The sequence below is a fragment of the Peristeroidobacter soli genome, assembly GCF_004138485.1.
GTDB classification, from domain to species: Bacteria; Pseudomonadota; Gammaproteobacteria; order Steroidobacterales; family Steroidobacteraceae; genus Steroidobacter; species Steroidobacter soli.
The window spans coordinates 655,745-681,683 of the sequence record NZ_ML142848.1; the positions used below are offsets into that span (position 1 = coordinate 655,745).

The window sequence follows — 25,939 nt, forward strand, 5'->3', positions numbered from 1 at the left end:
TGCCGCCCGGGCGAGTGCCGTACACTGTCGGCCCTCGAGCTATGAGGCTGATTCGACTGCATGCTTTCCCGCGATGTCCTGATTCTGCTGTTGCTGACCCTGTTGAACGGATTCTTCGCGCTGTCGGAAATGGCGCTGGTCGCCGCCAAGAAGGTGCGGCTGCAGGCAGCGGTCGAACAGGGGCGGTCGGGGGCCAAGTGGGCATTGTCGCTGATGGAAGATCCGACCGCGTTGCTGTCGGCGATTCAGATCGGCATCACCATCATCGGCATCGTCAACGGCGTCTACAGCACCAATGTCTTCGCCGCGCCGCTGGCCGCGCAGCTCATTGAGCTGGGCCTGAATCCCCAATTCGCCGACGACGTCGCGACTGGCGTGGTGGTCTTGGTGGTCACCTTCGTGACGCTGGTTATCGGCGAGCTGATCCCCAAACGCGTCGCCCTGCTGCACGCGGAATCTCTGGCGATCTTCGTCGCGCCCCCCATGCGTTTGTTCGCCACGCTGATGGTGCCGTTCGTATGGTTGTTGCGCGTGACGGTGAACCGGCTGCTCCGACTGCTGCCCATCTCGTCCGCCCCGCAGGCGGCGGTGACTGAAGACGACGTGCGCGCCCTGGTCGCCGAAGGCACGACTGCCGGCGTCTTCCTGGCGTCGGAGCGGCGCCTGCTCGAAGGTGTGCTGGCGCTAGCCGACCGCAAAGTCGGCTCCATCATGGTTCCGCGTCAGGACGTGATCTGGCTGGATATCGAAGAGAAGATCGAAGTGCTGTGGCAACGGGCCAAGGAAAGCGGTCACGCGCGCTTCCTGGTGGCACGCGAGAAGTTCGACAACCTGCTCGGCATGATCACCCTCGCCGACCTGAGCGAAGCCCTGCACCGGGGCGAGCTGGATCCGGAGCGGGATCTGGATCCGCCGCTGCACATTCCCGATTCGATCTCGGTCCTGCAATTGCTGGATCAATTTCAGCGCTCCAGCACGCACCTGGCCGTGGTCACCGACGAATACGGCGAGATCGAAGGCATCACCACGCCCATCGATATTCTCAAGGCGATAGCCGGGGAGCTGCCGGACCTGGGCAGTCGCGAACGCGCCGAGTATGTTCAGCGCGAGGACGGCTCGTGGCTGGTCGACGGCCACATGCCCATCGAAGAGTTACAGCAGCGCCTGGGCCGCCGCGACATGGGTGGCCGCGACTATCACACCGTCGCGGGCTTCGTGCTGGCGCGCCTCGGCCGCATTCCCAAGGCCGGCGATACGCTGACCTGGCGCGATCTGAAGATCGAGATCATGGACATGGACGGCGTGCGCATCGACAAGATCCTGCTGCGCAAGCAGAACGCGGCGACTTGAGGCTCAAGGCGTCCCGGTCTTCTTGACCGAGATCTTGGTCGAGCCGTCGGCCGCGACGATCGCCAGGTCTTCCTTGGTCGAGTGCTCTTCCAGCCATTCGCGCCAGATCGCCAGCGACACCGCCAGCAGCACCGGACCGATGAACAGGCCGACCAGGCCGAACGCCAGCACACCGCCGAGCACACCGAACACCACCAGCAGGAACGGCATGCGGGTCGCGTTGGAAATCACCAGCGGCCGCACGATGTTGTCCACCCAGCTGACCAGGATCAGACCCCACAGAATCAGGCCGATACCGTCGACCATCTCCCCTCGCACCAGAGCCCAGGTCGCGAGGCTGCCCCACACCATGGGCGCGCCGAATGGAATCAACGCGATAATCACGGTGACCGCGCCCATCAGCACCGGCGCTTCGACACCGAAAATCCAGTAGCCGATACCCGCCGCCACACCCTGGGCGAGCGCGCCCAGCATCAGTGCGTACACGACGGCTTGGGTCGTGGCACCCGCCGCGTCGATGTAGTCATGCACGCGAGGACCCAATATTCCTTCCAGCACGGCGCGCGCTTCACGCATCAGCCGCGGACCGTCGCGTAACAGGAAGTACATGGAAAACACGGCGAAGAACAACTTGGCGATGTTACGTCCCGCGCCACCGATGAGCTTGGTCACCTCGACCGACGACTGTTCGAACATCAACATCAACTGACCGCGCAACGCCTTGGGCTCGGCGGCGATCTGATTCAGGATTTCCTGCGCCTGTGCGCCGACATAAGGCAGATCGCGAATGGCCTGCGGCAATTGCGGGTTGGTCGCCAGGAACTCCTGGATCCGCGTATAGGCCGCCACGCCTTCCACTCGCAGCATCAGGATCAGCCACACCAGCGGCACGACGATGATGAGCGTCACCAGAATCGTCGAAATCAACGAGGCCGCCGAGTTGCGACTGCCGCACATCTGCAGCACCCGCAAGTGCAACGGCCAGGCGACATACGCCAGGATGGCGCCCCAGATCAGCGGCACGATGAACGGCTGCAGCACCGTGAAGGTCAGCAGCAGAATGCCCAGGATCAGGCCTGAAACCAGCAGGCGACGGAACCAGGGCGCGGTAGGCAGATCGGCGAGCATGAATGGAGATCGGCTAACTCAAGCGTGTTTGTCGCATTAGTCGCTGGCGTCGCCCCGTGACCGACGCGCATAGAAGCCCGCGACGAAGGCCTCGAATCGATGCTCCTCGATGGCAGTGCGTATGGACTGCATCAGGGACAGATAGAAGTGCAGATTATGAATGCTGCCGAGGCGCGCGGCCAGAATTTCGCCGCAGCGGTCCAGGTGTCGCAAATACGCACGGCTGTAATTCATGCAGGTGTAACACGGGCATGCTTCATCCAGCGGCCCGGTATCCGTCTCGTACCTGGCGTTACGGATGCGCACCACGCCGGTACTAGTAAACAAGTGTCCATTGCGCGCATTCCGCGTCGGCATGACGCAATCGAACATGTCGACGCCCCGGCGCACCGCCTCGACCAGGTCTTCCGGCGTGCCGACGCCCATCAGATAGCGGGGTCGATCCTTCGGCAGATGCGGAACGATGCCGTCGAGCATCCGCTCGCGCTCTTCCTTCGGCTCGCCGACCGCGAGACCGCCGACGGCATAACCATCGAAACCGATCTGCTGCAATCCCGCCGCGGATTCCTGGCGCAACGCTGTATACATGCCGCCCTGGACGATGCCGAACAGCGCGTTGGGATTCTCCAGCCGATTGAACTCGGCGCGACTGCGCAACGCCCAACGCAACGACAGCTCCATCGACCGTCGCGCTTCCTGTTCCGTCGCCGGATACGGCGTGCATTCATCGAAAATCATCACCACATCGGCGTCGAGATCCTTCTGCACCTGCATGGATCGCTCGGGCGTCAGCATCACCGCGTCGCCGTTGATGGGCGAGCGGAAATTCACGCCCTCTTCGGTGATCTTGCGCATGGTCGCGAGACTGAACACCTGAAAACCGCCCGAGTCCGTGAGGATGGGCTTTTCCCAATGCATGAAACGATGCAGACCGTCGTGAGCGCGAATGACCGGCATGCCCGGCCGGAGCATCAGATGAAATGTATTGCCGAGCACGATCTGCGCGCCCATGCCGACGAGCTCTTCCGGCGTCATCGCCTTCACGGTGCCGTAAGTGCCCACGGGCATGAAGATGGGCGTCTCGACCACACCGCGAGGAAACGTCAATCGACCGCGACGGGCGAGGCCCTCGGTCGTGAGCAATTCGAACTGCATTCCCATTTCTTACCCAACCGCTAACCGCGAACCGCCAACCGCTGTTCTAGAAACATCGCGTCACCGTAACTGAAGAAACGATAGCGCTGCGCGACCGCGTGCCGATACGCCGACATCACTGCGTCGAAACCGCCGAAGGCACTGACCAGCATCAGTAAGGTCGATTCCGGCAAATGAAAGTTGGTGAGCAGCGCATCGATCACGTTGAACCGATAGCCCGGCGTAATAAACAATCGGGTTTCGCCCTCGTAGGGCTGCAACTTGCCCGATTGCGCCGCCGACTCGAGCGTACGCACGACGGTGGTTCCCACCGCGACCACTCGCCCGCCTCGCGCTTTCGTTGCTTCGATGGCGGCGCAAGCAGCGGCGCTCACACTGATTCGCTCGGCGTGCATGCGATGTTGCTGCAAATCCTCGACGCGGACGTTCTGAAACGTGCCGGCGCCGACATGCAATGTCACAAACGTCGACTCGACGCCTTTGGCTTTGCACCGGGCCAGAATTTCAGCATCGAAATGCAGCCCCGCCGTCGGCGCCGCCACCGCCCCCGGCTCGCGCGCGTATACCGTCTGATAGCGAGTTGCGTCGTCGAGCTCGGCGGTGCGCTCTATATAAGGAGGCAGCGGCATCGCGCCGTATTGCTGAAAGAACGCCAGCGGCTCGGCACTCAACTCCAATTCGAACAGATCGTCGTGTCGCTGGATGAAACGCGCCTGGACGCCGCCGGCCAGCGCGACGGGCGCTTCGGTACGGAGCGGCTTGCTCGCATTCACGTGCGCCAGAATCCGATTTCCGTCCAGCACGCGCTCGAGCAGGATTTCCACCTGCCCACCGGTCGGCTTCACGCCGTGTACGCGGGCCGGGATGACCCGCGTGTCGTTGAAAACCAGCAGGTCGCCGGCCCTCAGCAAGCCCGGAAAGTCGGTAAAACGCAGGTCCTGCAAGGGGCTAGCCACGTGCAGCAGCCGCCCTCCCGCCCGGTCTTGGGGAGGATGCTGGGCAATCAGGTCGACCGGCAGGTCATAGGCGAAGTCGGTGCGCCGCATGGGGCGCGCACGGTAACAGAAATTGCCGCCTGCGCCGAAAAGTGCGCCGGCGGCGACCAAGCCAGGGGGCGCAGCACCGCCCCCTTGGCTCAGGTGAAATCGTTTACGCGGGCTCGTCCCCGATGGTGATCAAGCCGCGCTCCGGCCCGCCCGGCCCAGGCGGCGGTAGCGGCACCGCGCCCGGTCCACCCGGCCCGGGGCCGATCATGATGTCCTCGCGCGGCCCGCCTTCCGGCCCTTCAAACTGCTGATGGAAGATGAAGGGCCCGGTGCGCGCGGCCGCCGGCTCGTCCGGGATGGTGATGTCGAACGACATCTTCTTTTTCTGGCGCAACACATTGAGTGTCAGCTTCTCGCCCGCCTGATAGGAGCCGAGGATCCGGAACGCATGCGCCGGATTCGAGGGTGTGCGTCCGTCGATATCGACGATGACATCGCCATCCTCCAACTTCAGGCGACTGTCCGCAGGCGCGCGCACCACGAGCAGGCCCTTGTCCGTGCCGAAGTACTGACCGAGCTTAGGCGTCAGCGGCACCAACTCCGCCGAACCGAACACGCCGACCGCGCGCATCGCGCCGAGCGGCCCCATCGGAAACGTCGGCCCCCCCACCGTCCCGAACTTCCCGCGGACCGCCACCGGCGGCATCGCGAACAAACGATCCGGCGTCTGCGCCGTCACGGTCGCTGTCGCGACTTTGTTCTCCCGGCGATAGCGGAGTTGCACCTTCTCGCCGGGCTTCACGTCGCTCAGTGCCTTGAGCAACACCTCGCGCGCGGACGAGTCATCCGTGCGCTTGAGCTGCGTGTCGCCGATCGCGACCAGCACGTCGCCCGCCTTCAGCCCCGCGCTCTCGGCAGCACCACCCGGGCTCACGCTCACAACGCGCACGCCTTCGGCCTGATCGTCACCGCGCGGTCCGAGATTGATCCCGAGCATGGCACGCGGCGGACCGAACCCGGTGAACGCCCGCATCGACGGCACCGAGTAGTCCGACATCGACATGCTCAGCTCAGCAACTTCGCGAGCCGCCGTGTCGAGCCGACGCCGCGCATCCTCGAGCTTCTTCTCGATCTGCGCCTGCGACTCCTCGGACTTCTTCTCAACTTCCGCCGCAGTAACCGACACCGTCGCAACGGCCGCGGCAATGGCCAGTAACGCGACGCGAACCTTCGTATTCATAGCCTTACTCCGTGCAACGTAGCCCATTGGTAGAGCAGCTGACTCTTAATCAGTCGGTTCCAGGCTCGTGCACTACTGCCTAGAACCAGAGCGCGCCGGCCTCGGCGTAGCGCACCTTCACCAGCGAATCCATCAATTCCACGCGCTCGCGCCACAGCTGGCGCGATTGCTCTTCGTTCAAATCCGCCTCGGGCGCATTCGAGAGCTGGAAATCCAGCCATTGAATACGCTGCTCGATCGTGTCGATGGTGGCCGCCGTGGACACGCGCTCGATGCGCGGACGGTCCGGCAGCTTCTGCAGCATCTGCTCGAGTTGCTGAGACTGCGCGACCAACTCGTCGACATGCGGGATGATCTGCGGCAGCGTTGCTTCCGCCGTCGCGCTCTCGCTGCGCCGATCGAAATGACCGGCGAGCAACGTAATCACAGTTAACGTAACTATCGCCGCGGCCGCCGCCGCGAGCCCGACCTTACGGAGACGCGGACCGAGGTTGCGTTCAGGAATCGTCTGGCGGATTCGATCCCACGCCATGTCCGGCGCCTGGAACTGCGGCAATGCCTGCATCTCCGCGCGAATCGCCGACAGCCGCTGCAACTCGCCGCTGCAGATCGGGCACACCCTGACGTGTTCGGCAACGTCGGCCGCGACCGGCTCGCCATCGCGAAGACTCAACAAGTGCTCGATACGTGCGTGCATGACGTTGCTCTCGCCGGTTGCTCCAACAGCTCCCGCAAGCGGGCATGTGCCCGCGACAGCTGCGACTTCGAAAAACTCGCCGTGCGTCCCAGCAGGCGTCCAATCTCCGCGTGTGTATAACCCTCAACGTCGTGCAGCCACACCACACTGCGCGTGAGCGCAGGCAACGTCGCCAGAGCACGCTCCACATCGGCACTCGCCGACGCCTGCGCATCCGGGTGCGAGGCCCCATCCAGCAGCACCACCGGCGCCGCGGACTCATCGTCGTTATCCAGGTACAGCAGGCTGCGATGCCACGGCGAACGCAGGTACATCAAGCACTTGCTCACCGCGATACTGCGCACCCACCCGCCAAACGCCCCCTCTCCGGAATACGCGCCGACGTTCCGCAGGACCTCGACAAAGGTCTCCTGGAACAGCTCGTCCGCGATCGCCGCGCGGACCACCAGGCGCCGAATCAGGGTATAGATGGGCCGCCGACACGCCCGATAAATGGTCTCGTGGGCCCGCGGATCGCCCCCCTGGGCTGCCCGGACCACTTCAGCGGCGACCTCGATACCCTGAAAGTGCGACATCGGCTGGTTTGATGCGGCCGCCGGCAAAAAGGTCGCAAAAAAGTGGTTGTAGCCGGGCAACGTCCTTCCGCTATAATCGCCGCCCTTCGCTTCCCGTAGCCGGCGTGGCGGAACTGGTAGACGCAGCGGACTCAAAATCCGCCGCCCTTAAAAGCGTGTGGGTTCGATTCCCTCCGCCGGCACCATCTTCTTCGTCCGAGAGAGCGGCCAGTCAGGTCCTCTCATGCCCGTTGCGGCCTAGTTTCTAGACGTTTTTGCTCCACCACGTTCTTCGGTTGTCCAAGGACCGCCTAGCACGTACGGGTAACTCTAGGACTCGCCGCCCAACTAGGGGTAACCGGACGATGCTGACCGAAGTCGAGATTCGCGCGGCGAAAGCCGTTGAAGTTGCTCGACGGCGGCGGGCTGTATTTGCTTGTTACCCCGGTGGTGGGCAGTGGTGGCGGCTCAAGTATCGGGCACGACGGGAAGGAGCGCGGGATTTCGCTTGGGGTGTAGCCGGATGTCTCGCTGAAGCGAGCAAGGATCTGCCGCGACGATGCTCGGCGCATGGAACGCCGACCAAGATGGGTTGGCTGCGGCGCGCGAACAGCACCTCAAGGCATTTCAGTGGCACGTCGAAAAGGAACTCGCCCAGCAAGGCGAGAGACTTTACGAGGTGAAAGGGAAAAAGATGTTGGTTCGTGGCCCTCTTCCGAATTAGGAACCGCGCGTAGACGCTCGCGATATATAGCCCAGGCCCATCGCCGTGCCCCAGATCCAGCGAGGTCGCTACTCGCGCCTCTCGCTCACTGAAGCCTTCATCGCGATAAGCCTGCATGCGTTCGGCTGCGGAGGCGTAGCGGGCACTGTGACGCTGAGTGTCGGCGCGATGGCAGACATTTCAATAAACACCAATCGCCAGTTCCAGATCCGGACTGACTGAGACATCGGCGCGCGTCAAGAGGCGTCGGTTGCAGACGCGGTGTCACTTGCCCGGCGTCGGTGAAATGTGTTGCGGTGACAACAGGTTGCGGCAGTGGGCCGTGTGCGTCACCTTCTCGGCTTCGCCCAAGACAGTGACGCACGCGTGGAGGAACACTGCGTTTGGCGCAGCTTTATATGTTTACGTCGTTAGAAGACTGGTTGCCGCAGGATGCGACCGCTGGACAGCGGATTGGAGAAGAATGGCGTCAGCGCCCGAGTGATGAGTCAGGACCACAGCCTGGTTGGCTGCGTAGCTCTGCTTGGTCTAAAGCTGCTTTTGGGGTTGCCTGCAAATGCAGGCGGGGTTACGACGATGCCCTCGTCGTCAGGGAATAATCGCCGAGGTCGAGAATGCGCCAGCGGCTAGCGATCTGCAAACTATCATCGTGAGTCCGCGCGCCCTACGTCTGCCGAGGTCCACCGAGAACTGCAAACCAAGCAGTGATCGACCAAGCTCGCCAGACTTTGCGCTGGCGCTGCGCTCGGCTGCCGACGCGTCGGACCACATCGCGACGCTCTATCCCTTGGAGAACCTTCTTGGACGATGCGGCGGAATCCAATGCTCAAATTGCGAGCCAACCGCGCATGCTGAACTGGGCACGTTTGTTTTTTGACACCTACTTAGCAGGTAGATAGCTTATCGGACATCGAGCTACCACCCGCCCCGTCTCATCTGTTACGTTCCGCGGCATCAAGCATGTCGCCAACCTTCCTTCGGAAATTTCCGAGCGATGCGAGGCCGCCTTACATAGATCCCGCGCCTCTCGCATCCGACCTGGAGGAGCAGCGATATGGACGGCGAGCGCTGGGAAGGACTCAACGAGTTGCCGAACGAGAGGAATTTGATCGCTGTCGGCGGTGACTAAGATGGCTCTATCCATCACTCCGAGATGCGCGTCGGTCAGGACGCGCACAGCAAATGCCACGTCCGTCTGCTTCTCTTCATAGAAGTCGCAGTATCGCGCGAACCCGTTACAGTATTTCTTGCTCTTGAGAAACCGAGATTCGACTACCGCGACTCGCTGCGCGACAAGGGCGGTGATGTACTCACGATGGCGCTGGTACTTGTCGGCGTTCCATACCATTGGCGCCGTGAAATACGTCACGCCAACCAATGTGTCCTGTTTCTCAAGAAACGATGCAGCGAGCACCCGGAGGTTGAGCCACTTGAGCTCCGGGCGCTGTAACTTGCTGATGGCATGGTACAAATTGAATCCGTCGACATAGAACGAAACTTTGGCCATGGTCTAGCAATTTCCTTTTCGATCCTTATAATCTTCGCATCTCCCCGCCGGGCTGCGGACGGCGGAAAAAGGGGCTAAACCTTCGGGTTGGCCCCTTTCTCTTTTCTGGGGTTCTGCTACTCCGATGCGAGCGGCCCCGACAGAACGTCGGAGCCGCTTGGTCATTGACCGCCTTCAATGCGGCCCTTTGCCCTCGATCTCCGCTTTTTCATCCTTGAGTAAGCTCGCGTCGATACGCGCGCTCGCCGCGGAGACAAACGCGTGGACGACCGCCACGGCATCAGCTAAGTCAGCGTCACATTCGTTGTCGTACTCAGCCGCGCATTGAATGCATGCGAGTACCGCTGATGCCTTCTGAAGCTCTCTGACTTCCGCGCGAATGCGCTCAGCGTCTACCGTGGCCGTCATGGAGCACCGCCTTGCGCGGAGAAGTACGCGGTGAGCGCTTCGAGCACCTCTTCCACGAGTGTCCGAGCCGACCTAATGACCGAGGCAATTGCACCTGGGTAACGCTCGATGTTTTCGGGTTACACCAGCAGGGTTCAACCCCGTATCGAGTTGGCTGCCGAGGCTTAGGCGGCGCCGGTTGCTCTAGGTCGCGGAAGTCATCATCGCGGGAGAGATACTCCAGCAGAGGCAACGGATCATCGCCGACCCGGCGAACGATCCACATGAACTCCCTAACCTCCACCAGCCGCGCACCGCTCTCAATCTTCGAAATATACGACCGGCACCGGTCCAGCCGATCCGCGAGCCGCGTTTGGCTCAGACCCGCCCACCTTCTGGCCCTGGCTATGATCACCCCGACACGCTTCGCCGGGTCGGCCCGTTTCTCAGCTTTGGCGCCGCCGTCCGCGCCATCGGCGAATGACCTCATACCTCACTGAAGCGTGCCCGTGAGCGGTTGAGTGAGGCGCGCCATCTGCTCGCCGATGGCATCAACCCGGCCGCGAAGAAGAAGGCCGAGCGCGAAGCCGACGGTATCGAAAGCCCAATGGCTGCTCGATGATTGGCTGAACAAGTCTGCGGGCAAGATCCCGCTCCGCCAGCTAAGGGCCGCCGACTCGTACCGCGACACCGTGCGTCCGCATCTAGGGCAGATGCGCTTCGAACCATTGCACCAGGCGCGCGGTGTAATCGATGGCCGCCGGCAGCTTGCGAATCCCATGCCCCTCCTCCGGATAAGTCACGAGGACGGAACTCACGCCATGCTCCAGCAGCGCATTGTGAAACTGCACGGCCTCCTGAGGCGGCGTACAGCGATCGAGAGCACCGCAGATGCTGAGCGTGGGAGTTGTAACTTTTTTCGCATGCATGACGGGGCTGCGGTCGAAGTACTTGCCCGTGGAGTTGTGATAGGTGTCGTCGAGAAACAGCGCGACGAAATGCGGGATGTTGGAGATGAGGTGTTGCGTGACATGGTTGGAGACGGGCGCGACGGGCACGGCGGCGGCGAAACGTTGATCCTGCGTGATCAACCAGTAGCTCATGAAGCCGCCGTAGCTCACGCCGGTGACGCCGAGGCGATCAGGATCCGCGACGCCCATGGCGACGAGGTGGTCCAAGCCTGAGAGATAGTCATAAGTATCAGCGCCGCCCATGTCACCCACCACGGCGCGCGCGAACTCCTGCCCGTACCCGGCGCTGCCTCGAGGATTCGGAAGAAACACGGCGTAGCCGCGCTGAATCAACACCAGGGCATACATCGTGCCGCGCGCGAGCCAGCGAGGGCGCCAGTGGCCGACGGGTCCACCGTGGATGGCCATGACCGTCGGGTGAGGCCCTTCACCCTTCGGTGTGAGTAACCATCCCTCGATGTCCAGGCCGTCCGGTGCTTTCCAGGTGAGTCGCTCGATGTCACGGATGGCTTGCGTAGCGTGACCGTAGCCAAGATCAAATGACTTCACTGTTCGATATCTGCCGCTCTCGATCACAGCGATCTGCGGCGCGCATTTGAACCCTTCGCCGACCAGCACGCAGTCGCCGGTCTCTCCAAATCCTGAAGCGGATGCAAACAACCCTGGCGTAGTCAGTTCGTCGCTCGCCCAGAGCTCCGTGAACGTTCCCACTCTCGCATCGCATACTCCGATCACAGTCTGGAAGCGGCGATGTCCGACGAGCACGAGCTGATGTTCGGAACGCCATTCGGTGTGAGTGACGTCGACGCGGTTCGTGTCGATGGCGCGGGCGGTGCCTGACACCACGTCGAGCAACTTCAAATCACCCGCGACGAACCAGCGATCGCTGCACACGGCCTCGACGATGGCGACGCAGGCGCCCGAGGGCGATGCCGACGGCCATCCCAATTGGTCTTTCGGGGTGAAGATCTCGCGACCGTTGCCGGTCTCGATATCGATGATCTTCAGCCGCGCGCTGTACCAAAGCCCTTCTCCGGGTCCTGCTGAAACGATGGCGGCCACGGATGAATTCCCGCACCAGGCCGATTCCCAGATGTTGCAAGCCGCGGGCCCGATGGGGCGAACGCTAACGTCGGCGAGCTCATGGATCCACGCGCGCCGCCACTGAAAGCTCTCATCGCCGGTATCGACGGCGGGAACCCATGCGGGCAACGGTTCAGCCGTGCGCTTGCTCGAAATTGCGCCCTGCCCTCCGGCGATATCGGCACCGTGTCCGGCGACACCGAGCAGGATGCGTTGGCCATCCGGCGACCAATGCAGATACTCGACCCAACCGTCGACGCGTGGCGTGCTTTGCACGGCACCCGTCTCGGGATTCAGCAGGTACAGCTGAAAATCACCGGATGCGTGGCGATCCGACAGAAATGCGATGCGCCGACCATCGGGAGAAAACCTGGGCAGACGATCCGTGTTCGGCCCGAACGTGAGCACCCGGGTGTCGCCCGTTGCAAGCGTCGTCAAACAGATGCGGGTGGCAGGCAGGCCCTCGAGCTTGTCCATGATCGCGCCTGCGAACACGGCTCTCGTGCCATCCGGCGAAGCATTCACCTCGGCCGCATCGCTGATCTGGCCGGTGCCCGGCTGCCTGAATGTGTTGAACAGCGTTGCGATTTCGCCGTACAACGCGGTGGTTCGCAGGTCTCTTTCCACACGCACTCCTGAACACTAAACGGCCTGGGCTTTTTCGATATCGCCGGTGACCGACACGCTGCCTCGCCAGACATGCAAAGCAGCCCACAGGTAGCCGGGACACAGGGCGAGCAGCGCATAACGAAGCGACTCTTCACCGGCCCAGCTGCGAAACTGATCGCTCAAGAATCCCGCGGCCAGGGGTCCCAGCCCCATGCCAATGAGATTGGCGAAGAGATAGACGATCGCGATGGACGTGGCGCGCATGTGCTGCGGCACCACGGTTTGAACGGTGGCAAACAAAGGGCCGGTGGCGGTGGCGCCGCCGAGCGTCGCGAGCGCAACCAGCGCAAACGCAATTCGATAATCGGAGGTCAGATAAACACCGGCCGAGATGACACCGAAGGCTGCGAAGCCCACAGCCATGAGCTTCAACTGCAGACCTTCATTTCGCGCCGCATAGCGTGAAGCAATTTCTCCGCCGGCAATGGCACCGACAACCCCGGCGAGTCCTGCCGTCAGCGCAAACCAGGTGCCGAGCTCTCCGGTCTGCAATCCAAAGCTGCGCACGAAATAGCTCGGCTGCCATTGCCAGATCCCGGTGCCAAAAAAAAACGTAATGGAGAAACAAATGTGCAGATGACGAAACGTTCGGTTGGACCAAAGGGTCGAGATCACCCGCTTCAGGTCCGGTGGCGGGCCCGCGTCGGCATGCCGGCGGGGCGGCTCTTTCAAGGTGAAATGAGCCAGTAAGGCCAGTAGCAGGCCGGGTGCGCCGAGGATCACGAACGTTGCCCGCCAGCCGTAGAGCTCGTTCAGCCACCCTGCCAGGAAGTAACCCACGACGATACTCAACGGACCACCGAGCATATAGATCGAAACCGCTCGCGGCCGCTGCGCTCGGGAGAACGTGTCGGCGATCAGCGAATGCGCTGGCGGCACACATCCGGCCTCACCCACGGCGACGCCGACCCGTATCAGCAGCAGCTGCGCAAAACTGCCAGCCATCCCGCACAGCGCGACCAAGCCACTCCAGAGCGCGGTCGTGATGGCAATGATCGAGACGCGATTACCGCGATCAGCCCAGCGTGCGATCGGAATGCCGGCGACGGAATAGAACAGCGCAAAGGCGATGCCGCTCAGGAACCCCAGCTGCGTGTCGCTCAAGGCAAGGTCGGCCTTGATGTCCTGCAGGGCAATCGCCAGGATCGAGCGATCCAGAAAGTTGAACGTCAAGATGACGAGCAGGATCGCGAGCAAATAGTGCGGGCGCGACGGGCTCATCATTCGCAGGGAGCGAACGGCAGTGCGCGCGTGCGGAGCGTCGTGTACTGAAGTCCGCTCGCATCCTCGCTGAAAACCAGGAACCCGCCCCAACTCATCGAAGTCGTCGAGCGAGCGCGCCAGATGTTCTCGGCGAGGCATTCGAGCGTGAAGTCTGCAGAGCCGAAGCGTCCCTCCGTGTGCATTCTTACTCCTTCCGCCGCTGCGAAGATCGTGAGCTCGGTCCGGGTGGCGTCGTGGCGATAGCGCCCGACAAAGTGTCCGGCACTTTTTCTCTCAGGCACGACGCGATGCAGTTCGTCACGATTGCCGAAGTCGTCGAAGAGAACTGTCACCGGCTCGAGCGAGTCTCCGACGGGCGTCACGCTCATCTTCATATATGACAGAAGCGCCGTGGGATGGAGCGTCCCGCGGTCCTCGCGCCCCTCATTGCGCTCCACGGGGATGTCGTATCCGTCCATCACCAGGATCGGATCGCCTTTATTGATCCAGGGATGATCCTGCTCGGACGCAGTCAGCTGGAGCACACGCCCAGTCGTCGGCGAGCGGAATACACCACGCGCAAAAGGTCCTTGGACGGCAGACGCGTGCGGGGCGAGCTCCGGAAGACACGTGTCCAGAATTTCCAAAGCCAGCATCACGGCCGACACATCGTGACGATTGGTCATGACGATGAGGTCGAGCCCGGCCGCGGGCACCTTCAGCATCTGCGAATTGGCGCCCTGTCCGCCGCCGGCGTGATGGAGAATCGAGAAGCCGCGATAGTCGCCACTCATCAAACCCATGCCGTAGCCGGTCGACGAACCGTTCGCCAGGTACTGCGGTTCTTTCAACAGCCGCCACGTTGCAGCGCTGCCGACGATCGGAGCATCCATGTGCGCCATCCAGCGCAGCATGTCATCGACCGTGGAGACCATGCCGGCTTCACCCGCCAGTGCCGTGCCAACGTAGCAACGGTCGAAACCGCCCTTGCCGTCGATCATGTGCATGGTGGCGCTGTTAGGAACGAAATCGTTATCCGTTCGCCGCAGCAGCGTGTCGTGCATGCCGATCGGCGCAAAGATGCGCTCGCGCAGTACGGCTTCGAGCGACTGCCCCGAGATTTTTTCGATGACGGCACTCAGCAGCAGAAACCCGCCATTCTGATAGGACCATGCCGTCCCGGGTGCCGAGTTCACATCGTCCAGGTCCCGGTAGTACGACAGCAGATCGTCGCTCGACATGGGGCGGCCCGTGCCGCTGAACTGCCAGGTGAGATCGTGCGGATCGCGTAAACCGCCGAGGTTACCCATGAGCTGCCGCATCGTCACACCGTGCGTGATCGAATGCAGCGCTGGCAGATATGAGCCGAGTGTGTCGTCGACACCTGCCAGCCCCTGTTCACAAAGCAACAGATACGCGAGGCAGGTGAACTGCTTGGAGGTCGAATAGATCCGCATGCGCATCGATGGCGACAGCATCACGGGCAGCTCCATGCTCGCGAGCCCGAACCCCTTGCGATAGACGACTCTGCCCTGCAAGCGGATGCCGACTGCTGCACCCGGCAGTTGGCACTGATCCAGGGCCGCGAAGATCGAATCGATGCGGCGCGAATCGAAGCTGACCTCGGTCATCTAGAAATTCCGTGTCAACGAAACACCGTAGGTCCTCGGCTGGATATAAGTAATGGTGTTGGGGCTCGCCGAGCCCACGCCGATCACGCCGCGCTTGTCGGCGAGGTTGTTGACGAACAGCGTGGCGCTCCAGGAGTCATCGCGCAGGCCGGCTCTCAAATCGGTCTTCGTATACGACGGCATCTGCTCACGCGGAACCGCCGCGCTCACGGCGAAGGCTTCCTCGCGGTCACCGACATAACTGAGCGATGCGCCCAGCGAACCGGTCCAGGCACCCAGTGGGAAATCCTGATCGAGCGACAAGCTGCCGGAGAAACGACTGCTGTAGGGCAAGCGATCACCCGCCAGTGCGAAGGCACCGGAGGCTGTCGACGGCAGATCTTCCTTCAGCTCCGCATCGCTGTAGGTCGCCCACGCGGACAACGTCAGGCCATCGGTCGGTCGCGATTCCAGCGACAGCTCGATTCCCTGACTCTTGGCGCGGCTGCCGTTGTCGTTATAGCCCACGGCTGAACTGGTCAGTGCAATCTGAATGTCCTTCCAATCGATGTAGTACACCGAGGCATCGAAGGCCAGCAGCCCGTCGAACGTCTTGCCCTTCACGCCAACTTCATAGTTCAGAGTCTTGTCGGGTCCGTACTCGGTCGGGATGCCGAGCCCGATGCTCGTGTTGGGGCCGCCCGGCCGATAGCCCGAAGCGAGCCGCGCATACATCATGAGATCGGATGAGAGTTTGAAACGCGGGGTCACCAGATACGTGAACGCGCTGTCCTCGGAATCGAACACATCGCCTCCGCCCTGAGCACCGCCATTGACCCACGCCAGGCTTGCAGTCTGCGCGTACGTCGCCTGGTCGCGAACGAACCGACCGCCGACCTGAACATCGAATCGATCGGTCACATCGAAGGTGAGATTGGTGAACGCCGCGTATTCCTCGAATGAGGCGATCGTCCTGAACCGCGCCAGCTCGCCGACAATCGCGGCGGTATCGAAATCGGCAGCGTAGGCCAGCTGGCTGCCGTCCGTGTCTTCATCCGCGTAATAGACTCCGACCAACCACTCGACCCGATCGCTCAAAGGCACCACGGCGCGGACCTCCTGCGTGAACCGCGTGGTCTTGCTGGGTTGAATGACTGATACGCCCGACACGCCGAAGCCGTTGAATCCCACCATCGGGATACCGTCGCGGGCAATCCCGCCCAACCCAGGGCTGAGATCGAACAGGAACGTCGTATCAACGTCGGCATAGGCACTGATCGACGTGAGCTCGACCCCACCGATCCTGGCGGAAAGATTGGCGCTGTAGATCCGGAGCTTCTTGTCATAGCCGCCCGAATCAGGAACGACGCTTTGCTCGAGATCGCCCCGATCCGCAGCCGCTGAGACGTAGTTGTTTCCGGAGGAATCGCCGTTCTGTACCAGCGCGCCGAGTTTCAACGTCACATTGTCCGAGATGCGCCAGAGCGCCGATGCGCGCCCGCCTTGCACGTCCTGTTCGTTGACGCCTGTCGCGCCATGATCCGGATCGTCGATATAACCGGCCTCGCGCCGTTTGAATCCGCTCACACGGATCGCCCAGCGGTCACTCAACGGAATGTTGACGTTACCGCGGACGCTGTAGCCGGCATCGTCTGCGTTTTCGACCCCGCTCAATCCCAGTTGCACCGAGCCTTCGAGCGCATCGGTGGACGGGTCGATGGTGACGTACTTCAGCAAGCCGCCAATGCTGCTCGCGCCGTACAGCGTACCCTGGGGTCCGCGCAGCACTTCGACGTGCGACAGATCGCTCGGGTCGACCTCGGCGACGACATTGCCGAAGCCGGAGGATGAAGGCGAGTTATAGGAAACATCGTCGATGACCGTGCCGACGGTGGGATTCGAATATAGACCAGAGACCAGGCCGCGAATGGCGATCGTCGCGCCACCGTAGGAGCCGGGCGGAGTGAGACTCAAGCCGGGTATCCGCGTGTAGTAGTCCTGCAGTTGATTCTGGCTGCTGTTGACGAGCATCCGGGCGCCGATCACGGAAACGGGCACGGGGACGTCTTGCAGGCGCTCTTGTTTCTTTTGTGCGGTGACAATGATCTCTTCAACGTTGAGTTCGCCGACGGCGGACGCCGAATTGCCGGAGACCGTGTCGTCCGGGCTCGATGTCGCTTGCGCCAGCCTCACTCGACCGGTCTGCTCCACCACCATCGCCGTGGGCTTGCCGATCAGGATGGCGCCATTCTTGGTCGTGCTGAAAGTGAGCCCGGTATCGCGCAGCAGCTGCGAGAGGGCGGCGAACGCATCGAGCTTCCCCTGAACCCCAGCGGTGGACTTTTCGCTGACCAGTTCGGGAGCGAACAACAATTGCTGCTGACTCTGGCGCGCAAACTCCGTCAGCGCGCTCGCCAGATTCTGTGCACCGATGCTGAAGGCGACCGGTGCAGACTCCTCGGCATGGATTGTCATGGCACCCATCGCCAGGACCGAACACGCCACGCCAAGCAGGGCTCGTTTCACGGCCGAATGGATCAGCGACATCGATTCTCCCCTCCTCGGCGCTGGCATGCGCTCGTTCGGGGAATAAAACGCAGCGGGCTGAAAAACCCGAACCGGTCTCGCTACCGGCGCGCTTCGAGGACGATGCGCTTGCCGCCCGCCTGATGCGATTCGATCGGAAAATAGCCGGTGAGCGCTTCGACGAAGAGCTCGGGACGGCCGGTGGCGAAAGCACCACTGATCTTGAGATCCGCCAGTTTCGGGTCGAGCAACTCGATCTGAACGTCCGAGTACCGATTGATTTCGGCGATCGCCTCGGCCAGGCGCGTGCCTTCGAAGATCACCTGCCCGCGCCGCCAGCTCGTGACTTTCTCGGCGTCGGTGGTGCGGACGGTCGCGACCTCGCCGCCGTCGATTCGCAGTTGCTCTCCAGCCGTCAACGGCGCGAGAGCAACTTGCTTCGAAGGCATGCGAGGCTCCACACGCACCGAGCCCTCGAGCATGGTGAGCAGCACCTGATGCCCATCGATACGAACATCGAACACCGTCCCGAGCGCCACGAATCGTCGTCCGGTCGCTTCCACCACAAACGGCCGGGTGGGGTCCTTGGCGACCTCGAACAATGCCTGACCTCGCATCAGCCGAACTCGCCGCTCCGACTCTTGGAATGCGAGGCGCAGTTCACTGCCACTGTTGAGCGTGACGTGCGAGCCGTCAGGAAGCGTTGCCGTGAGTCGCTCTCCGACCGCCGTGGCATAGTGCTCAGGACTGCGCCCAAAGGGTCTGAGGGAAAGCTGGGTGACGGCCAGAAGCCCCGCCATGGCCAAGACGAACCCCGCTGCCCAGGCGAGCGGCCTGGCCGCAGTCCGGTTTCGCCGCGTGAGCATCAACGCCGTCTCGTGCCGAAGGGCGAGCAGCGGTGCCGCCGTGGCATGGGCTTGTAGCGCACGCCAGGTCTCGCTCACCCGATCGAAGGCCTTCTGATGAGCTGCGCTAGCCATTCGCCAGGCATCGAATTCTTTTCGGAGTGCCTCAGTAACGTTCTCGTCGCGCAGCCGCTCATGCCATCGCGCTGCCGCCTCGCGCACCGGATCGTCCTCATGAGGTTGCAGGCTTTCCATGATTCTACTCATCCTGCGCGTCGCTCATCTGCTCCAGCGCAAGGCTCACCTGCGCCAGCGCTCTAGCCGAATGCTTTTCGACCGCGCGAACGGAAATACCGTAGAGCCGTGCGATCTCAGCATGCTTCAAGCCTTCGAAGCAGCGGAGCATGAAGACATCGCGCGTGCGTCCCGGCAACTTGCGCAAGGCGGCGACGACCTGCGCCATCGCCTCCTGACCCAGTAAGACGCGCTCCGGCGAAAAATCCGAACCCGTCCCGCCAGTCTCTTCGACGATTTCCACCTCAACGCCTCGAACCACTCGACGGCGCAAGTGATCGCGCCAGGCATTCGAGGCGGTTTGGAAGATGTAGGCTTCGGGGTTCTGGAGGGCGGTGACTCGAGGGTTGCGGGACAAGCTCAAGAAAACCTGCTGCACGAGATCCTGCACATCCGCGGAGCGCCGTGCCCGCTTTCTGAAAAAGCTCAGCAACGGAGCGTAGTAGCGCTCGGCCACCTCATCCAGGCGGGTACGAGCAGGCGAGTGAGCGGATTTTGCGGTAGGTGTACCCAATGGGGATCTGTATCCGAAGATCGGCATACGTTGACCCAGCGCGATACCCGATGCAACCGGGAAAATAAATTTCGGCCAGGCGTTCGGGATTCGGAAGATCGTGCGTTTTACTTTGGATCGGAGCGGTCGCTCATGCCTCTAAATCGGCCCGAATCGTTTCGCCCGTTTTCCAGAAATGCACGGCGCCCCAGAAGGCGACCCCTGAGACCATGAGCATCGAGTAACGTAAAGCGTCGGCTCCCAGACTGGGTCGCAGCACATCGCTGAGGATGCCGACGATTTGCGGCCCGAGGCCCATCCCGATCAGGTTCGCGAACAGCATCACCACCGCGAGCGTTGTAGCTCGCATATCCTCCGGCACGAGCCGCTGCAACAACGCGAACACGGGGCCGAAAAAGAAGTTGAATGCCACGGCGATCGGTACCAGCGCCATGAGCGCCTGATGCTTGTGAGGCAACAGCAGGAATGCAGCAAGGCACGGCACCAATGAGGCAATCCCGAACGCAATGGCTCGCAGTTGACCACGCTCATCATGAGCATAGAAGCGACTCGCCCCGTAGCCCCCCAGAAGAATACCGGCGGTGCCCCCTACGCCGACGATGAGTCCCAGCCAGATGCCGAGCTCCGCGGTGCCCATGCCGTGGCTACGCATCAGGAAGGCGGCGTACCAGGGGCTCAGGCCCAGGCTCATCATATAAAGAACGATCAGCGCGATGCTCAGGTGCCGGCACGAGCGCTGGTTCCACAGCAAACTCAAAACGTCTCGAAAAAAAGGCGCGGGCTTGATGCTCTTCGTGACGGCGTGGACGTTGACTCGCGGCTCACGCACGGTGAGCTTCACCAGAATCGCAAGCAGCAAGCCCGGGATGCCAAGCAGGAAGAAAGTCATCCGCCAGCCGTACTGCTCGTTGAGCCAGCCGCCGAGCATGAAACTCAGCAACGCCGATAGGGTGCTGCCCGAGACGTAGACCGACAGGGCCCGGCTGCGCTCGCCCGCCTCAGGAAAATAATCGCCCACCAAAGAGTAGGTCGGTGGATTGCTTCCCGACTCGCCGACAGCAGCGGCGATACGCGCGAGTACCAGTTGCGCATAATTCGTGACGAGCATGCAGCTCATCACCGTAACAGCCCAGAGCGCAACGGCCAGCGAGGCGATCGTGACGCGATTGCCCCGATCGGCCCAACGTGCCATGGGCAAGCCCAAGGTGGCATAGAACAGTGCGAACGCAATGCCCGTCAGGAAGCCGAGCTGCGTGTCACTGAGACCCAGATCCTCCTTGATCGGCTCCAGCAGCAGCATCATGAGGCCACGGTCGACGAGATTGAACAGGTAAACCGCCGCCATCACGCCCAGCACGTATCGCTTGTAGGCTGTGCTGAACACTACAGAAAGCGCTCAAACCAATCGATGAGTGCAGCGTTCTGACCGACGCGCGCCGCGGGCGGCCCCATGGAATCGCCCATGTGATCCGCATCGCGCAGACGTACCATCTCGGTCGTGCAGCCGGCATCCAGCAGCGCGCGGTAGAACTGCTCGGCTTGCGAGATCGGACAGCGAAAATCCTTCTCACCGTGGATCAACAGCGTCGGCGTAGTCACCCGATGCGCGTATGTGATGGGCGAGCGAGATCGGTAAACGTCGGGAATCTCGTGCGGCCTGCCACCGAGATCGCGGCTGAAAAAATCCGGCGCGTCCGAGAGATAGTAGGCCGTCGTCAGATCGGTAATCGAAGCCTCGGCGACAGCGGCGCGAAAGCGGTGGGTGTGCCCCACGACCCAGGCCGTGGCAAACCCGCCATGTGAAGCGCCCCACACGGCGAGCCGATCGCGATCGGCGAGGCCGAGCTCGATGGCCCGCTCCACCGCCGCCATGTGATCGGGAAAGCCGCGGGCACCCCAGTCGCCCATGATGGCGCGCGCGAAGGATTCGCCATAGCCGAACGAGCCGCGGAAATTGGCAAACAGCACACCGAAGCCGCGGGCGGCTAGCAGGTGAAAATCGAATCTGAATGCATGTCCCGCGGCCATGAAGGGACCGCCGTGAATGAACGAGACGGTGGGCAGCGGGCCACGCGAGTCTTCACGCGCTATGAACCAACCTTCGAGATCGGTGCCATCCTCGCTACGAAATTGCAGCGACTGCAGACGCAGCCGCGGCCACGTGGCTAATACGTCGTCGTTCGCTCGAGTGATGCGACGCTCAGTCGTGCTTTCGAGCAGATGGAGATCCGGCGGGCATCGCATGTCCGTTGCGAGGAACAGCATCCTGTCGGTGCCCGCATGGGCATCGAGCAGCAGACATGCGCGCTCGCCACCCACGATGCGTTCACTGCTACGAAGCTCGCCAGACAGCGAGACTCTCCAGATCTCAGCCTGGCCGCCGTACTGGATATTGACCCACGCGCTCTCGGCATCCCTCACGATCAAGCCATTGAACGAACCGACATCCCAGATCGGCATGTCGTGATGCAGGCGAAACCCCACCCGCCCCGGGTGCTCGTTGGATCGACAGCTCGCAGTACCGTCATTCAGATCCAAAACCCACAGATCGGTGGTCGGAATAGTCACGGTACTGCGGTAAGCGCCGATGAATGCTATTCCCATCCCGTTCGGCAGCCATCTCGCCTGGCCGATGAACCAGCCATCGCTCAGCGGTTGCCGCAAGCTGTGCCGACTCACATCGACGATGTATAGAGTCGGTGAGTAGCCTGCGCCCGGAATCGGACTGCGAGTGCCGAGGAACAGGATGCGCCGACCCGCATCGTCCCATTCCATTTGGGTATAGAAGCCCAGCTCATCGACCAGCGTCGCTACAGTGCCCTGGGTCACATCGATCAGGCAGAGTCGTTGCGAACCTCCATCGACGAGGCCGATCCCATCCGCACGAAAGTCTCGGGACGTGATGCGTCGAACCGGGGAGCTCTCCTGATGGAGCGTCGCGAGGACCACTGCGATTTGTTGGCCACTCGGCGAGCAGGCAGGAGGTCCTTGAACCGCCGCGTCGGTCAGGGGAATCTCGCGTCGCTGACGAGTTCCGACGTCGGTCAAGACGAGGCCGACGCCCTCTTCGCCCGACTCCACATGAACCAGCCAGCGACCGTCGGGCGACCACCGCGGGTACCGGCCATCGCCCTGGCCGGAAATACACTGCTGCGCTCCGGATTCGAGATCGAGAAGATAGACCTCGAATCGATCCGCGCACGCACTCGCCCGCGTCATCTCGTACGCAACCCATTGGCCATCGGGCGACAGGCGTCCGTCGCGGATGAACTGCAACCGCAATACGTCCTCCGCGTCCATGCCGTCAAAAAGTCTTTTCGACTGAAAGACCAATGATTCTCGGCTGAATATAGGTGACACCGGTCAGGCCGTAGGTGTTGAGCACGCCGCGCTCGTCGGTCACGTTGTTGGCAAACAAGTTCGTCGTCCACGTGTCGAACCGCAAACCCGCTCGCAGGTCGCTCTTGGTATAGGAGGCATAGGCGGGGGCGCCACCGGACCCGATTGCACTCAGTCGCTTGCCGACGTAACTGACCGAGCCGCCAACGAAGCCCAGCATGCTTCCCAGCGGAAACTCCTGGTCGATCGACAGATTGCCGGCGAATCGGCTGCTGAACGGCAATCGATCGCCCTTCCGAGCGGTACCGGCGGTGGACGGAAAATCTTCCGTGAGTTCGGCATCGGTCCAGGTCGCGGAAGCCGCAAGCGTCAAGCCAGTCACCGGACGCGATTCCAGCGTGAGCTCGAGACCCTGACTGCGTGCTTCACCGGCGTTGTCGTAATAAGTCAGGAACGTCGCTGGATCTTGCAACTGCAGCTGAATGTCGCGCCAGTCGATGTGATACAGCGAGACATCGAACGACAGTGCCGAGTCGAGCAGATCGCCCTTCAAACCGACTTCGCTACTGCGAGTCTTGTCGGGATCGTATTCACGGGGCAGATTGGAGATCACGCTGATGCCGCCGTTCGGCCCGCCCGGGCGATAGCCGGAGGCGAGACGTGCGTAGAACATGAGGTCGTCCGACACCCTGAAACGGGGCGTCAACAGATAGGTGAACGCGCTGTCCTTCGAATGGGCTTCGGGTTGCATCGAGTCCGGGCCGCCGAACAATGGACCGCCCACGATGTTTTGAAAATCCGATTCGTTGCGGCTCTGGCGTCCGCCAACCTGCACGTCGAAGCGGTCGGTTACATGCCACGTCACATCGGTAAAGGCTGCGTACTCCTCGAAAGTGTTCAGATAGGTGAGGTGCGCGATCTCGCCTGCCGAGGCGCTGGTGGTGAAATCCACGGCAGCCACCGTCTGATAATTTCGTGGCGTCTTTTCGCGTGCGTAGAACGCGCCGAACAGCCAATCGATACGTTCTCCCAGCGGCATCGCGACTCGCAGCTCTTGCGTGAACTTGTGCGTGCTCACGTCCTGCACGGAATTGGCGCCCGCGACTCCGAACTGAGAAGCAGCATACCCGCCGAGCAACCATGAAAAATCCCACCGGAACGTATTCTCGCTTTGCGTGTAAGCGCTGATGGAGGTGAGATCGGCAATGCCGGCTTTCGCCGTGAGCTGCGCGCTGTAGACCTCGAATCGCTTGCGATAGCCGCCGGAGTTCGGCGTGCGGTTCTGTTCGAGATCGCCCAGCTCGCCTGGTCCGGTCACTACATCCGCCTCCGCGCTGCCGTGAACGTTGGTGTCCTGCATGAGCGCGCCGAGCTTCAGCGAAACATCGTTGGAGAGCTTCCATAGAGCAGTCAGTCGCCCTCCCGAGACACGGCCCCAGTTGACCGCCTTTTCATCGCTTCCCGGATTGTCGATGAAGCCCGGGTCTTCGCGGGTGAAGGCACTGGCGCGCAGCGCCAGCGTGTCGCTGAAGGGAATATTGGCCGCCGCCCGCACGTTGTAGCCCGGCTCGTCGCCATTCTGGATGCTGCTGATTCCGCCCTGCACGCGTCCCTTGAATGTGTCGGTGGTCGGATCCACGGTGACGTATTTGATGAGCCCCCCGATGCTACTCGCGCCGTAGAGCGTTCCCTGTGGCCCGCGCAACACCTCGACTCGCGCGAGGTCGCTGGGATCGAAGTCCGATACCACGTTGCCGAATCCCACCGTGTTGGACGAGGTATGAGGTACGTCATCGACGACGATCCCCACCGTGGGGCTTTGGAAGAATCCCGTGACCACGCCGCGAATCGCGACGGTCGAACTCCCGAAGGGTTGCGAGGTGGTCAGACTCAGCCCCGGAATGCGGGTGTAGTAGTCCTCGAGCCGCAACTGATTCGACTGAGTGAGCAATTGGCCACTCACCGCAGTGACCGGAACGGGAACGTCCTGCAGGCGCTCCACACGCTTCTGGGCGGTGACCACGACCTCGTTGACGCTCAGAACCGCGATGGCATCCGCATCGGACCGGGCGTCGGCCCCATTGAAGGACGCGGCTGCGGCTTGCGCGAACCGCATGGGCGCCGGCGTCGAACGAAGGTTCACACCCACTTCTGTGCTGCTTGAAGTCGTCTCCCCCGCGACTGCCCTGAAGACCTTTACTGTTCGTTCGTTCACGAACTCATACTTCAAGCCAGTATTGGCCAAGAGCTCATCGAGCGCGCCCGCGACGGTACGCTCCCCGCTCACTGGAGGGGTCTTGAGTCCATTGAGAGAAACGTTATCGACCCGCACCAGCACCTGGATCCCGGCCTGGCGACCCAGTTCTTTCAGCGCCGCCCGGATCGGCTGCGATTCGATATTCAGCGGCACCCGAGCAGCTTCCTCTGCTTTCCCCGGCGCGACACAGCAGATCCCCAACGCAACGGCAGTGCAAAGACGTGCGGCAATTTTGTTCATCGTTTCCCCTTCGGCCTACGCGGTCACCCTACCGTTCATGTCGGTTCGGCCGGTCGAAACGTTAGTTGAAAAATCTCACTAACGAACGCCTCCTGAAACCCGATATAGCTTGTAGAGGGCCCATACACCGTGGCTTACGAGAACCTGGCCGAGCCGTCAGGCGCCTTGAAGCGCCTCGAGGAGGTATTTCGCCTCTGCTCGCCGCAATTGCATCGCTATATCCGGCGTCGGCTCCGCCGACCCGCGGACGCGCAGGATCTGACGCAGGAAGTATTCGAACGCTTCCTGCGCGGCGACTGGCGGGCAAAAATCCGCGACCCGCAGGCTTACCTGTTCGGTATCGCCTCGCACGTCGTCGCGGATGCGCGGATCGCCGAACACCGCAGCCCGATAACCTATGACTCCGAGACATTCGGCGAGGTCAGCGAGAGCGTCGCGGCGTTGGACAAGGCCGATAGTCTGGTCTTCGTGGAGGAGCTCGAGCACGCGATGGCACACCTGCCGGCCGCCCACCGGGTCGCATTGCTGCTGACGAAGCGGGATGGCCTGACGTGCAAGGAAGCTGCACTGAAGATGAGCAGTACCGAAGGCACTGTCCGTCTGTATGTGTGTGAAGCGAGGGCGCAGCTTCGGGCGCTGCTCAGGAAACGGTAAGGACGA

At 62.2% G+C, this 25,939-nt stretch carries 22 protein-coding genes and 2 tRNA genes; 6 read left to right on the plus strand and 18 right to left on the minus strand.

What is annotated here, in order from left to right; genetic code table 11:
* Nucleotides 1–60: 60 nt before the first annotated feature.
* The gene (locus EKO19_RS02555; RefSeq protein WP_129774832.1) at nt 61–1,350 is read left to right on the plus strand and encodes a hemolysin family protein; all 1,290 of its coding nucleotides are present in this window, start codon (nt 61–63) and stop codon (nt 1,348–1,350) included.
* 3 nt (nt 1,351–1,353) lie between these two features.
* Here EKO19_RS02555 and EKO19_RS02560 read toward each other — a convergent pair whose 3' ends face one another.
* The 4 genes from EKO19_RS02560 to EKO19_RS02575 all read right to left on the minus strand — a co-directional run bounded on the left by EKO19_RS02560 (nt 1,354) and on the right by EKO19_RS02575 (nt 5,859).
* Nucleotides 1,354–2,478: an AI-2E family transporter gene (locus EKO19_RS02560; protein WP_129774833.1), complete on the minus strand. Its 1,125-nt coding sequence runs from the start codon at nt 2,476–2,478 to the stop codon at nt 1,354–1,356.
* Nucleotides 2,479–2,514: 36 nt separating this feature from the next.
* Nucleotides 2,515–3,633 (minus strand): tRNA guanosine(34) transglycosylase Tgt, encoded by a 1,119-nt coding sequence (gene tgt / locus EKO19_RS02565; protein ID WP_129774834.1) that lies wholly within the window; start codon nt 3,631–3,633, stop codon nt 2,515–2,517.
* A 20-nt stretch (nt 3,634–3,653) separates the two neighbouring features.
* Nucleotides 3,654–4,679 (minus strand): tRNA preQ1(34) S-adenosylmethionine ribosyltransferase-isomerase QueA, encoded by a 1,026-nt coding sequence (gene queA / locus EKO19_RS02570; protein ID WP_129774835.1) that lies wholly within the window; start codon nt 4,677–4,679, stop codon nt 3,654–3,656.
* Nucleotides 4,680–4,782: 103 nt separating this feature from the next.
* A complete protein-coding gene (locus tag EKO19_RS02575) occupies nt 4,783–5,859 on the minus strand; it encodes a PDZ domain-containing protein (RefSeq protein ID WP_217705093.1) in 1,077 nt (358 codons plus the stop codon).
* Nucleotides 5,860–5,870: 11 nt separating this feature from the next.
* On the opposite strand from EKO19_RS02575, the gene EKO19_RS38140 reads away from it, so the two are divergent.
* Nucleotides 5,871–5,973, plus strand: a tRNA-Lys gene (locus tag EKO19_RS38140).
* Here EKO19_RS38140 and EKO19_RS02580 read toward each other — a convergent pair.
* Complete coding sequence (locus EKO19_RS02580; protein ID WP_129774837.1) at nt 5,939–6,556, minus strand: hypothetical protein; 618 nt, start codon at nt 6,554–6,556, stop codon at nt 5,939–5,941. The two genes, EKO19_RS38140 and EKO19_RS02580, sit on opposite strands and share 35 nt — an antisense overlap.
* Nucleotides 6,529–7,131, minus strand: a complete 603-nt coding sequence (locus EKO19_RS02585) for an RNA polymerase sigma factor (RefSeq protein ID WP_129774838.1) — start codon at nt 7,129–7,131, stop codon at nt 6,529–6,531. Before EKO19_RS02585 ends, EKO19_RS02580 begins: the two co-directional genes overlap by 28 nt.
* 98 nt (nt 7,132–7,229) lie before the next feature.
* Here EKO19_RS02585 and EKO19_RS02590 point away from each other — a divergent pair.
* Together EKO19_RS02590 and EKO19_RS38145 are read left to right on the plus strand one after the other, a co-directional pair.
* Nucleotides 7,230–7,316: transfer RNA gene (locus tag EKO19_RS02590), tRNA-Leu, on the plus strand.
* Between the two features lie 353 nt (nt 7,317–7,669).
* Nucleotides 7,670–7,834, plus strand: coding sequence for a hypothetical protein (locus tag EKO19_RS38145; protein WP_157995091.1), 165 nt, complete (start codon nt 7,670–7,672; stop codon nt 7,832–7,834).
* A gap of 880 nt (nt 7,835–8,714) precedes the next feature.
* Here EKO19_RS38145 and EKO19_RS02595 read toward each other — a convergent pair.
* From EKO19_RS02595 to EKO19_RS39695, 3 genes are all read right to left on the minus strand, one after another.
* Nucleotides 8,715–9,341: an NYN domain-containing protein gene (locus tag EKO19_RS02595; protein WP_129774839.1), complete on the minus strand. Its 627-nt coding sequence runs from the start codon at nt 9,339–9,341 to the stop codon at nt 8,715–8,717.
* A 174-nt stretch (nt 9,342–9,515) separates the two neighbouring features.
* Nucleotides 9,516–9,749, minus strand: coding sequence for a hypothetical protein (locus EKO19_RS02600; RefSeq protein WP_129774840.1), 234 nt, complete (start codon nt 9,747–9,749; stop codon nt 9,516–9,518).
* Nucleotides 9,727–10,218: a helix-turn-helix domain-containing protein gene (locus tag EKO19_RS39695; protein ID WP_129774841.1), complete on the minus strand. Its 492-nt coding sequence runs from the start codon at nt 10,216–10,218 to the stop codon at nt 9,727–9,729. Before EKO19_RS39695 ends, EKO19_RS02600 begins: the two co-directional genes overlap by 23 nt.
* A 6-nt stretch (nt 10,219–10,224) precedes the next feature.
* On the opposite strand from EKO19_RS39695, the gene EKO19_RS39700 reads away from it, so the two are divergent.
* On the plus strand, nt 10,225–10,350 hold the full coding sequence (locus tag EKO19_RS39700) for a hypothetical protein (RefSeq protein WP_407676632.1): 126 nt from the start codon (nt 10,225–10,227) through the stop codon (nt 10,348–10,350).
* A gap of 82 nt (nt 10,351–10,432) precedes the next feature.
* Here EKO19_RS39700 and EKO19_RS02610 read toward each other — a convergent pair whose 3' ends face one another.
* The 9 genes from EKO19_RS02610 to EKO19_RS02650 all read right to left on the minus strand — a co-directional run bounded on the left by EKO19_RS02610 (nt 10,433) and on the right by EKO19_RS02650 (nt 25,279).
* The gene (locus EKO19_RS02610; RefSeq protein ID WP_129774842.1) at nt 10,433–12,409 is read right to left on the minus strand and encodes a S9 family peptidase; all 1,977 of its coding nucleotides are present in this window, start codon (nt 12,407–12,409) and stop codon (nt 10,433–10,435) included.
* 15 nt (nt 12,410–12,424) lie between these two features.
* Nucleotides 12,425–13,675 carry a spinster family MFS transporter gene (locus EKO19_RS02615; RefSeq protein ID WP_217705094.1) on the minus strand — a complete coding sequence of 417 codons (1,251 nt, stop codon included), beginning with the start codon at nt 13,673–13,675 and terminating at the stop codon, nt 12,425–12,427.
* Nucleotides 13,672–15,285, minus strand: a complete 1,614-nt coding sequence (locus EKO19_RS02620) for a serine hydrolase domain-containing protein (protein ID WP_129774844.1) — start codon at nt 15,283–15,285, stop codon at nt 13,672–13,674. Before EKO19_RS02620 ends, EKO19_RS02615 begins: the two co-directional genes overlap by 4 nt.
* On the minus strand, nt 15,286–17,811 hold the full coding sequence (locus tag EKO19_RS02625) for a TonB-dependent receptor (protein ID WP_175596936.1): 2,526 nt from the start codon (nt 17,809–17,811) through the stop codon (nt 15,286–15,288).
* Nucleotides 17,812–17,891: 80 nt separating this feature from the next.
* Complete coding sequence (locus EKO19_RS02630; RefSeq protein ID WP_175596937.1) at nt 17,892–18,890, minus strand: FecR family protein; 999 nt, start codon at nt 18,888–18,890, stop codon at nt 17,892–17,894.
* A 4-nt stretch (nt 18,891–18,894) separates the two neighbouring features.
* Nucleotides 18,895–19,443: an RNA polymerase sigma factor gene (locus tag EKO19_RS02635; RefSeq protein ID WP_217705095.1), complete on the minus strand. Its 549-nt coding sequence runs from the start codon at nt 19,441–19,443 to the stop codon at nt 18,895–18,897.
* A gap of 130 nt (nt 19,444–19,573) precedes the next feature.
* On the minus strand, nt 19,574–20,800 hold the full coding sequence (locus EKO19_RS02640) for a spinster family MFS transporter (RefSeq protein WP_129774848.1): 1,227 nt from the start codon (nt 20,798–20,800) through the stop codon (nt 19,574–19,576).
* Nucleotides 20,801–20,826: 26 nt separating this feature from the next.
* Nucleotides 20,827–22,743 (minus strand): S9 family peptidase, encoded by a 1,917-nt coding sequence (locus EKO19_RS02645; protein WP_129774849.1) that lies wholly within the window; start codon nt 22,741–22,743, stop codon nt 20,827–20,829.
* Between the two features lie 4 nt (nt 22,744–22,747).
* Entirely contained in the window at nt 22,748–25,279 is a 2,532-nt protein-coding gene (locus tag EKO19_RS02650) for a TonB-dependent receptor (RefSeq protein ID WP_129774850.1), read from the minus strand.
* A gap of 129 nt (nt 25,280–25,408) precedes the next feature.
* Between EKO19_RS02650 and EKO19_RS02655 the strand changes: the two genes are divergently transcribed.
* Complete coding sequence (locus EKO19_RS02655; RefSeq protein ID WP_129774851.1) at nt 25,409–25,933, plus strand: RNA polymerase sigma factor; 525 nt, start codon at nt 25,409–25,411, stop codon at nt 25,931–25,933.
* Nucleotides 25,934–25,939 lie beyond the last annotated feature (6 nt).

What these genes read in the sequence shown, in the direction of transcription:
- EKO19_RS38145 (WP_157995091.1), top strand. Translation starts at nt 7,670, where the DNA reads ATGCTCGGCGCATGGAACGCCGACCAAGATGGGTTGGCTGCGGCGCGC.
- tgt (WP_129774834.1), bottom strand. Translation starts at nt 3,633, where the DNA reads ATGCAGTTCGAATTGCTCACGACCGAGGGCCTCGCCCGTCGCGGTCGA.
- EKO19_RS39695 (WP_129774841.1), bottom strand. Translation starts at nt 10,218, where the DNA reads ATGAGGTCATTCGCCGATGGCGCGGACGGCGGCGCCAAAGCTGAGAAA.
- EKO19_RS02580 (WP_129774837.1), bottom strand. Translation starts at nt 6,556, where the DNA reads ATGCACGCACGTATCGAGCACTTGTTGAGTCTTCGCGATGGCGAGCCG.
- EKO19_RS02600 (WP_129774840.1), bottom strand. Translation starts at nt 9,749, where the DNA reads ATGACGGCCACGGTAGACGCTGAGCGCATTCGCGCGGAAGTCAGAGAG.
- EKO19_RS02630 (WP_175596937.1), bottom strand. Translation starts at nt 18,890, where the DNA reads ATGGAAAGCCTGCAACCTCATGAGGACGATCCGGTGCGCGAGGCGGCA.
- EKO19_RS02575 (WP_217705093.1), bottom strand. Translation starts at nt 5,859, where the DNA reads ATGAATACGAAGGTTCGCGTCGCGTTACTGGCCATTGCCGCGGCCGTT.
- EKO19_RS02585 (WP_129774838.1), bottom strand. Translation starts at nt 7,131, where the DNA reads ATGTCGCACTTTCAGGGTATCGAGGTCGCCGCTGAAGTGGTCCGGGCA.
- EKO19_RS02560 (WP_129774833.1), bottom strand. Translation starts at nt 2,478, where the DNA reads ATGCTCGCCGATCTGCCTACCGCGCCCTGGTTCCGTCGCCTGCTGGTT.
- EKO19_RS02625 (WP_175596936.1), bottom strand. Translation starts at nt 17,811, where the DNA reads ATGTCGCTGATCCATTCGGCCGTGAAACGAGCCCTGCTTGGCGTGGCG.
- EKO19_RS02615 (WP_217705094.1), bottom strand. Translation starts at nt 13,675, where the DNA reads ATGATGAGCCCGTCGCGCCCGCACTATTTGCTCGCGATCCTGCTCGTC.
- EKO19_RS02595 (WP_129774839.1), bottom strand. Translation starts at nt 9,341, where the DNA reads ATGGCCAAAGTTTCGTTCTATGTCGACGGATTCAATTTGTACCATGCC.
- EKO19_RS02620 (WP_129774844.1), bottom strand. Translation starts at nt 15,285, where the DNA reads ATGACCGAGGTCAGCTTCGATTCGCGCCGCATCGATTCGATCTTCGCG.
- queA (WP_129774835.1), bottom strand. Translation starts at nt 4,679, where the DNA reads ATGCGGCGCACCGACTTCGCCTATGACCTGCCGGTCGACCTGATTGCC.
- EKO19_RS02650 (WP_129774850.1), bottom strand. Translation starts at nt 25,279, where the DNA reads ATGAACAAAATTGCCGCACGTCTTTGCACTGCCGTTGCGTTGGGGATC.
- EKO19_RS02555 (WP_129774832.1), top strand. Translation starts at nt 61, where the DNA reads ATGCTTTCCCGCGATGTCCTGATTCTGCTGTTGCTGACCCTGTTGAAC.
- EKO19_RS02645 (WP_129774849.1), bottom strand. Translation starts at nt 22,743, where the DNA reads ATGGACGCGGAGGACGTATTGCGGTTGCAGTTCATCCGCGACGGACGC.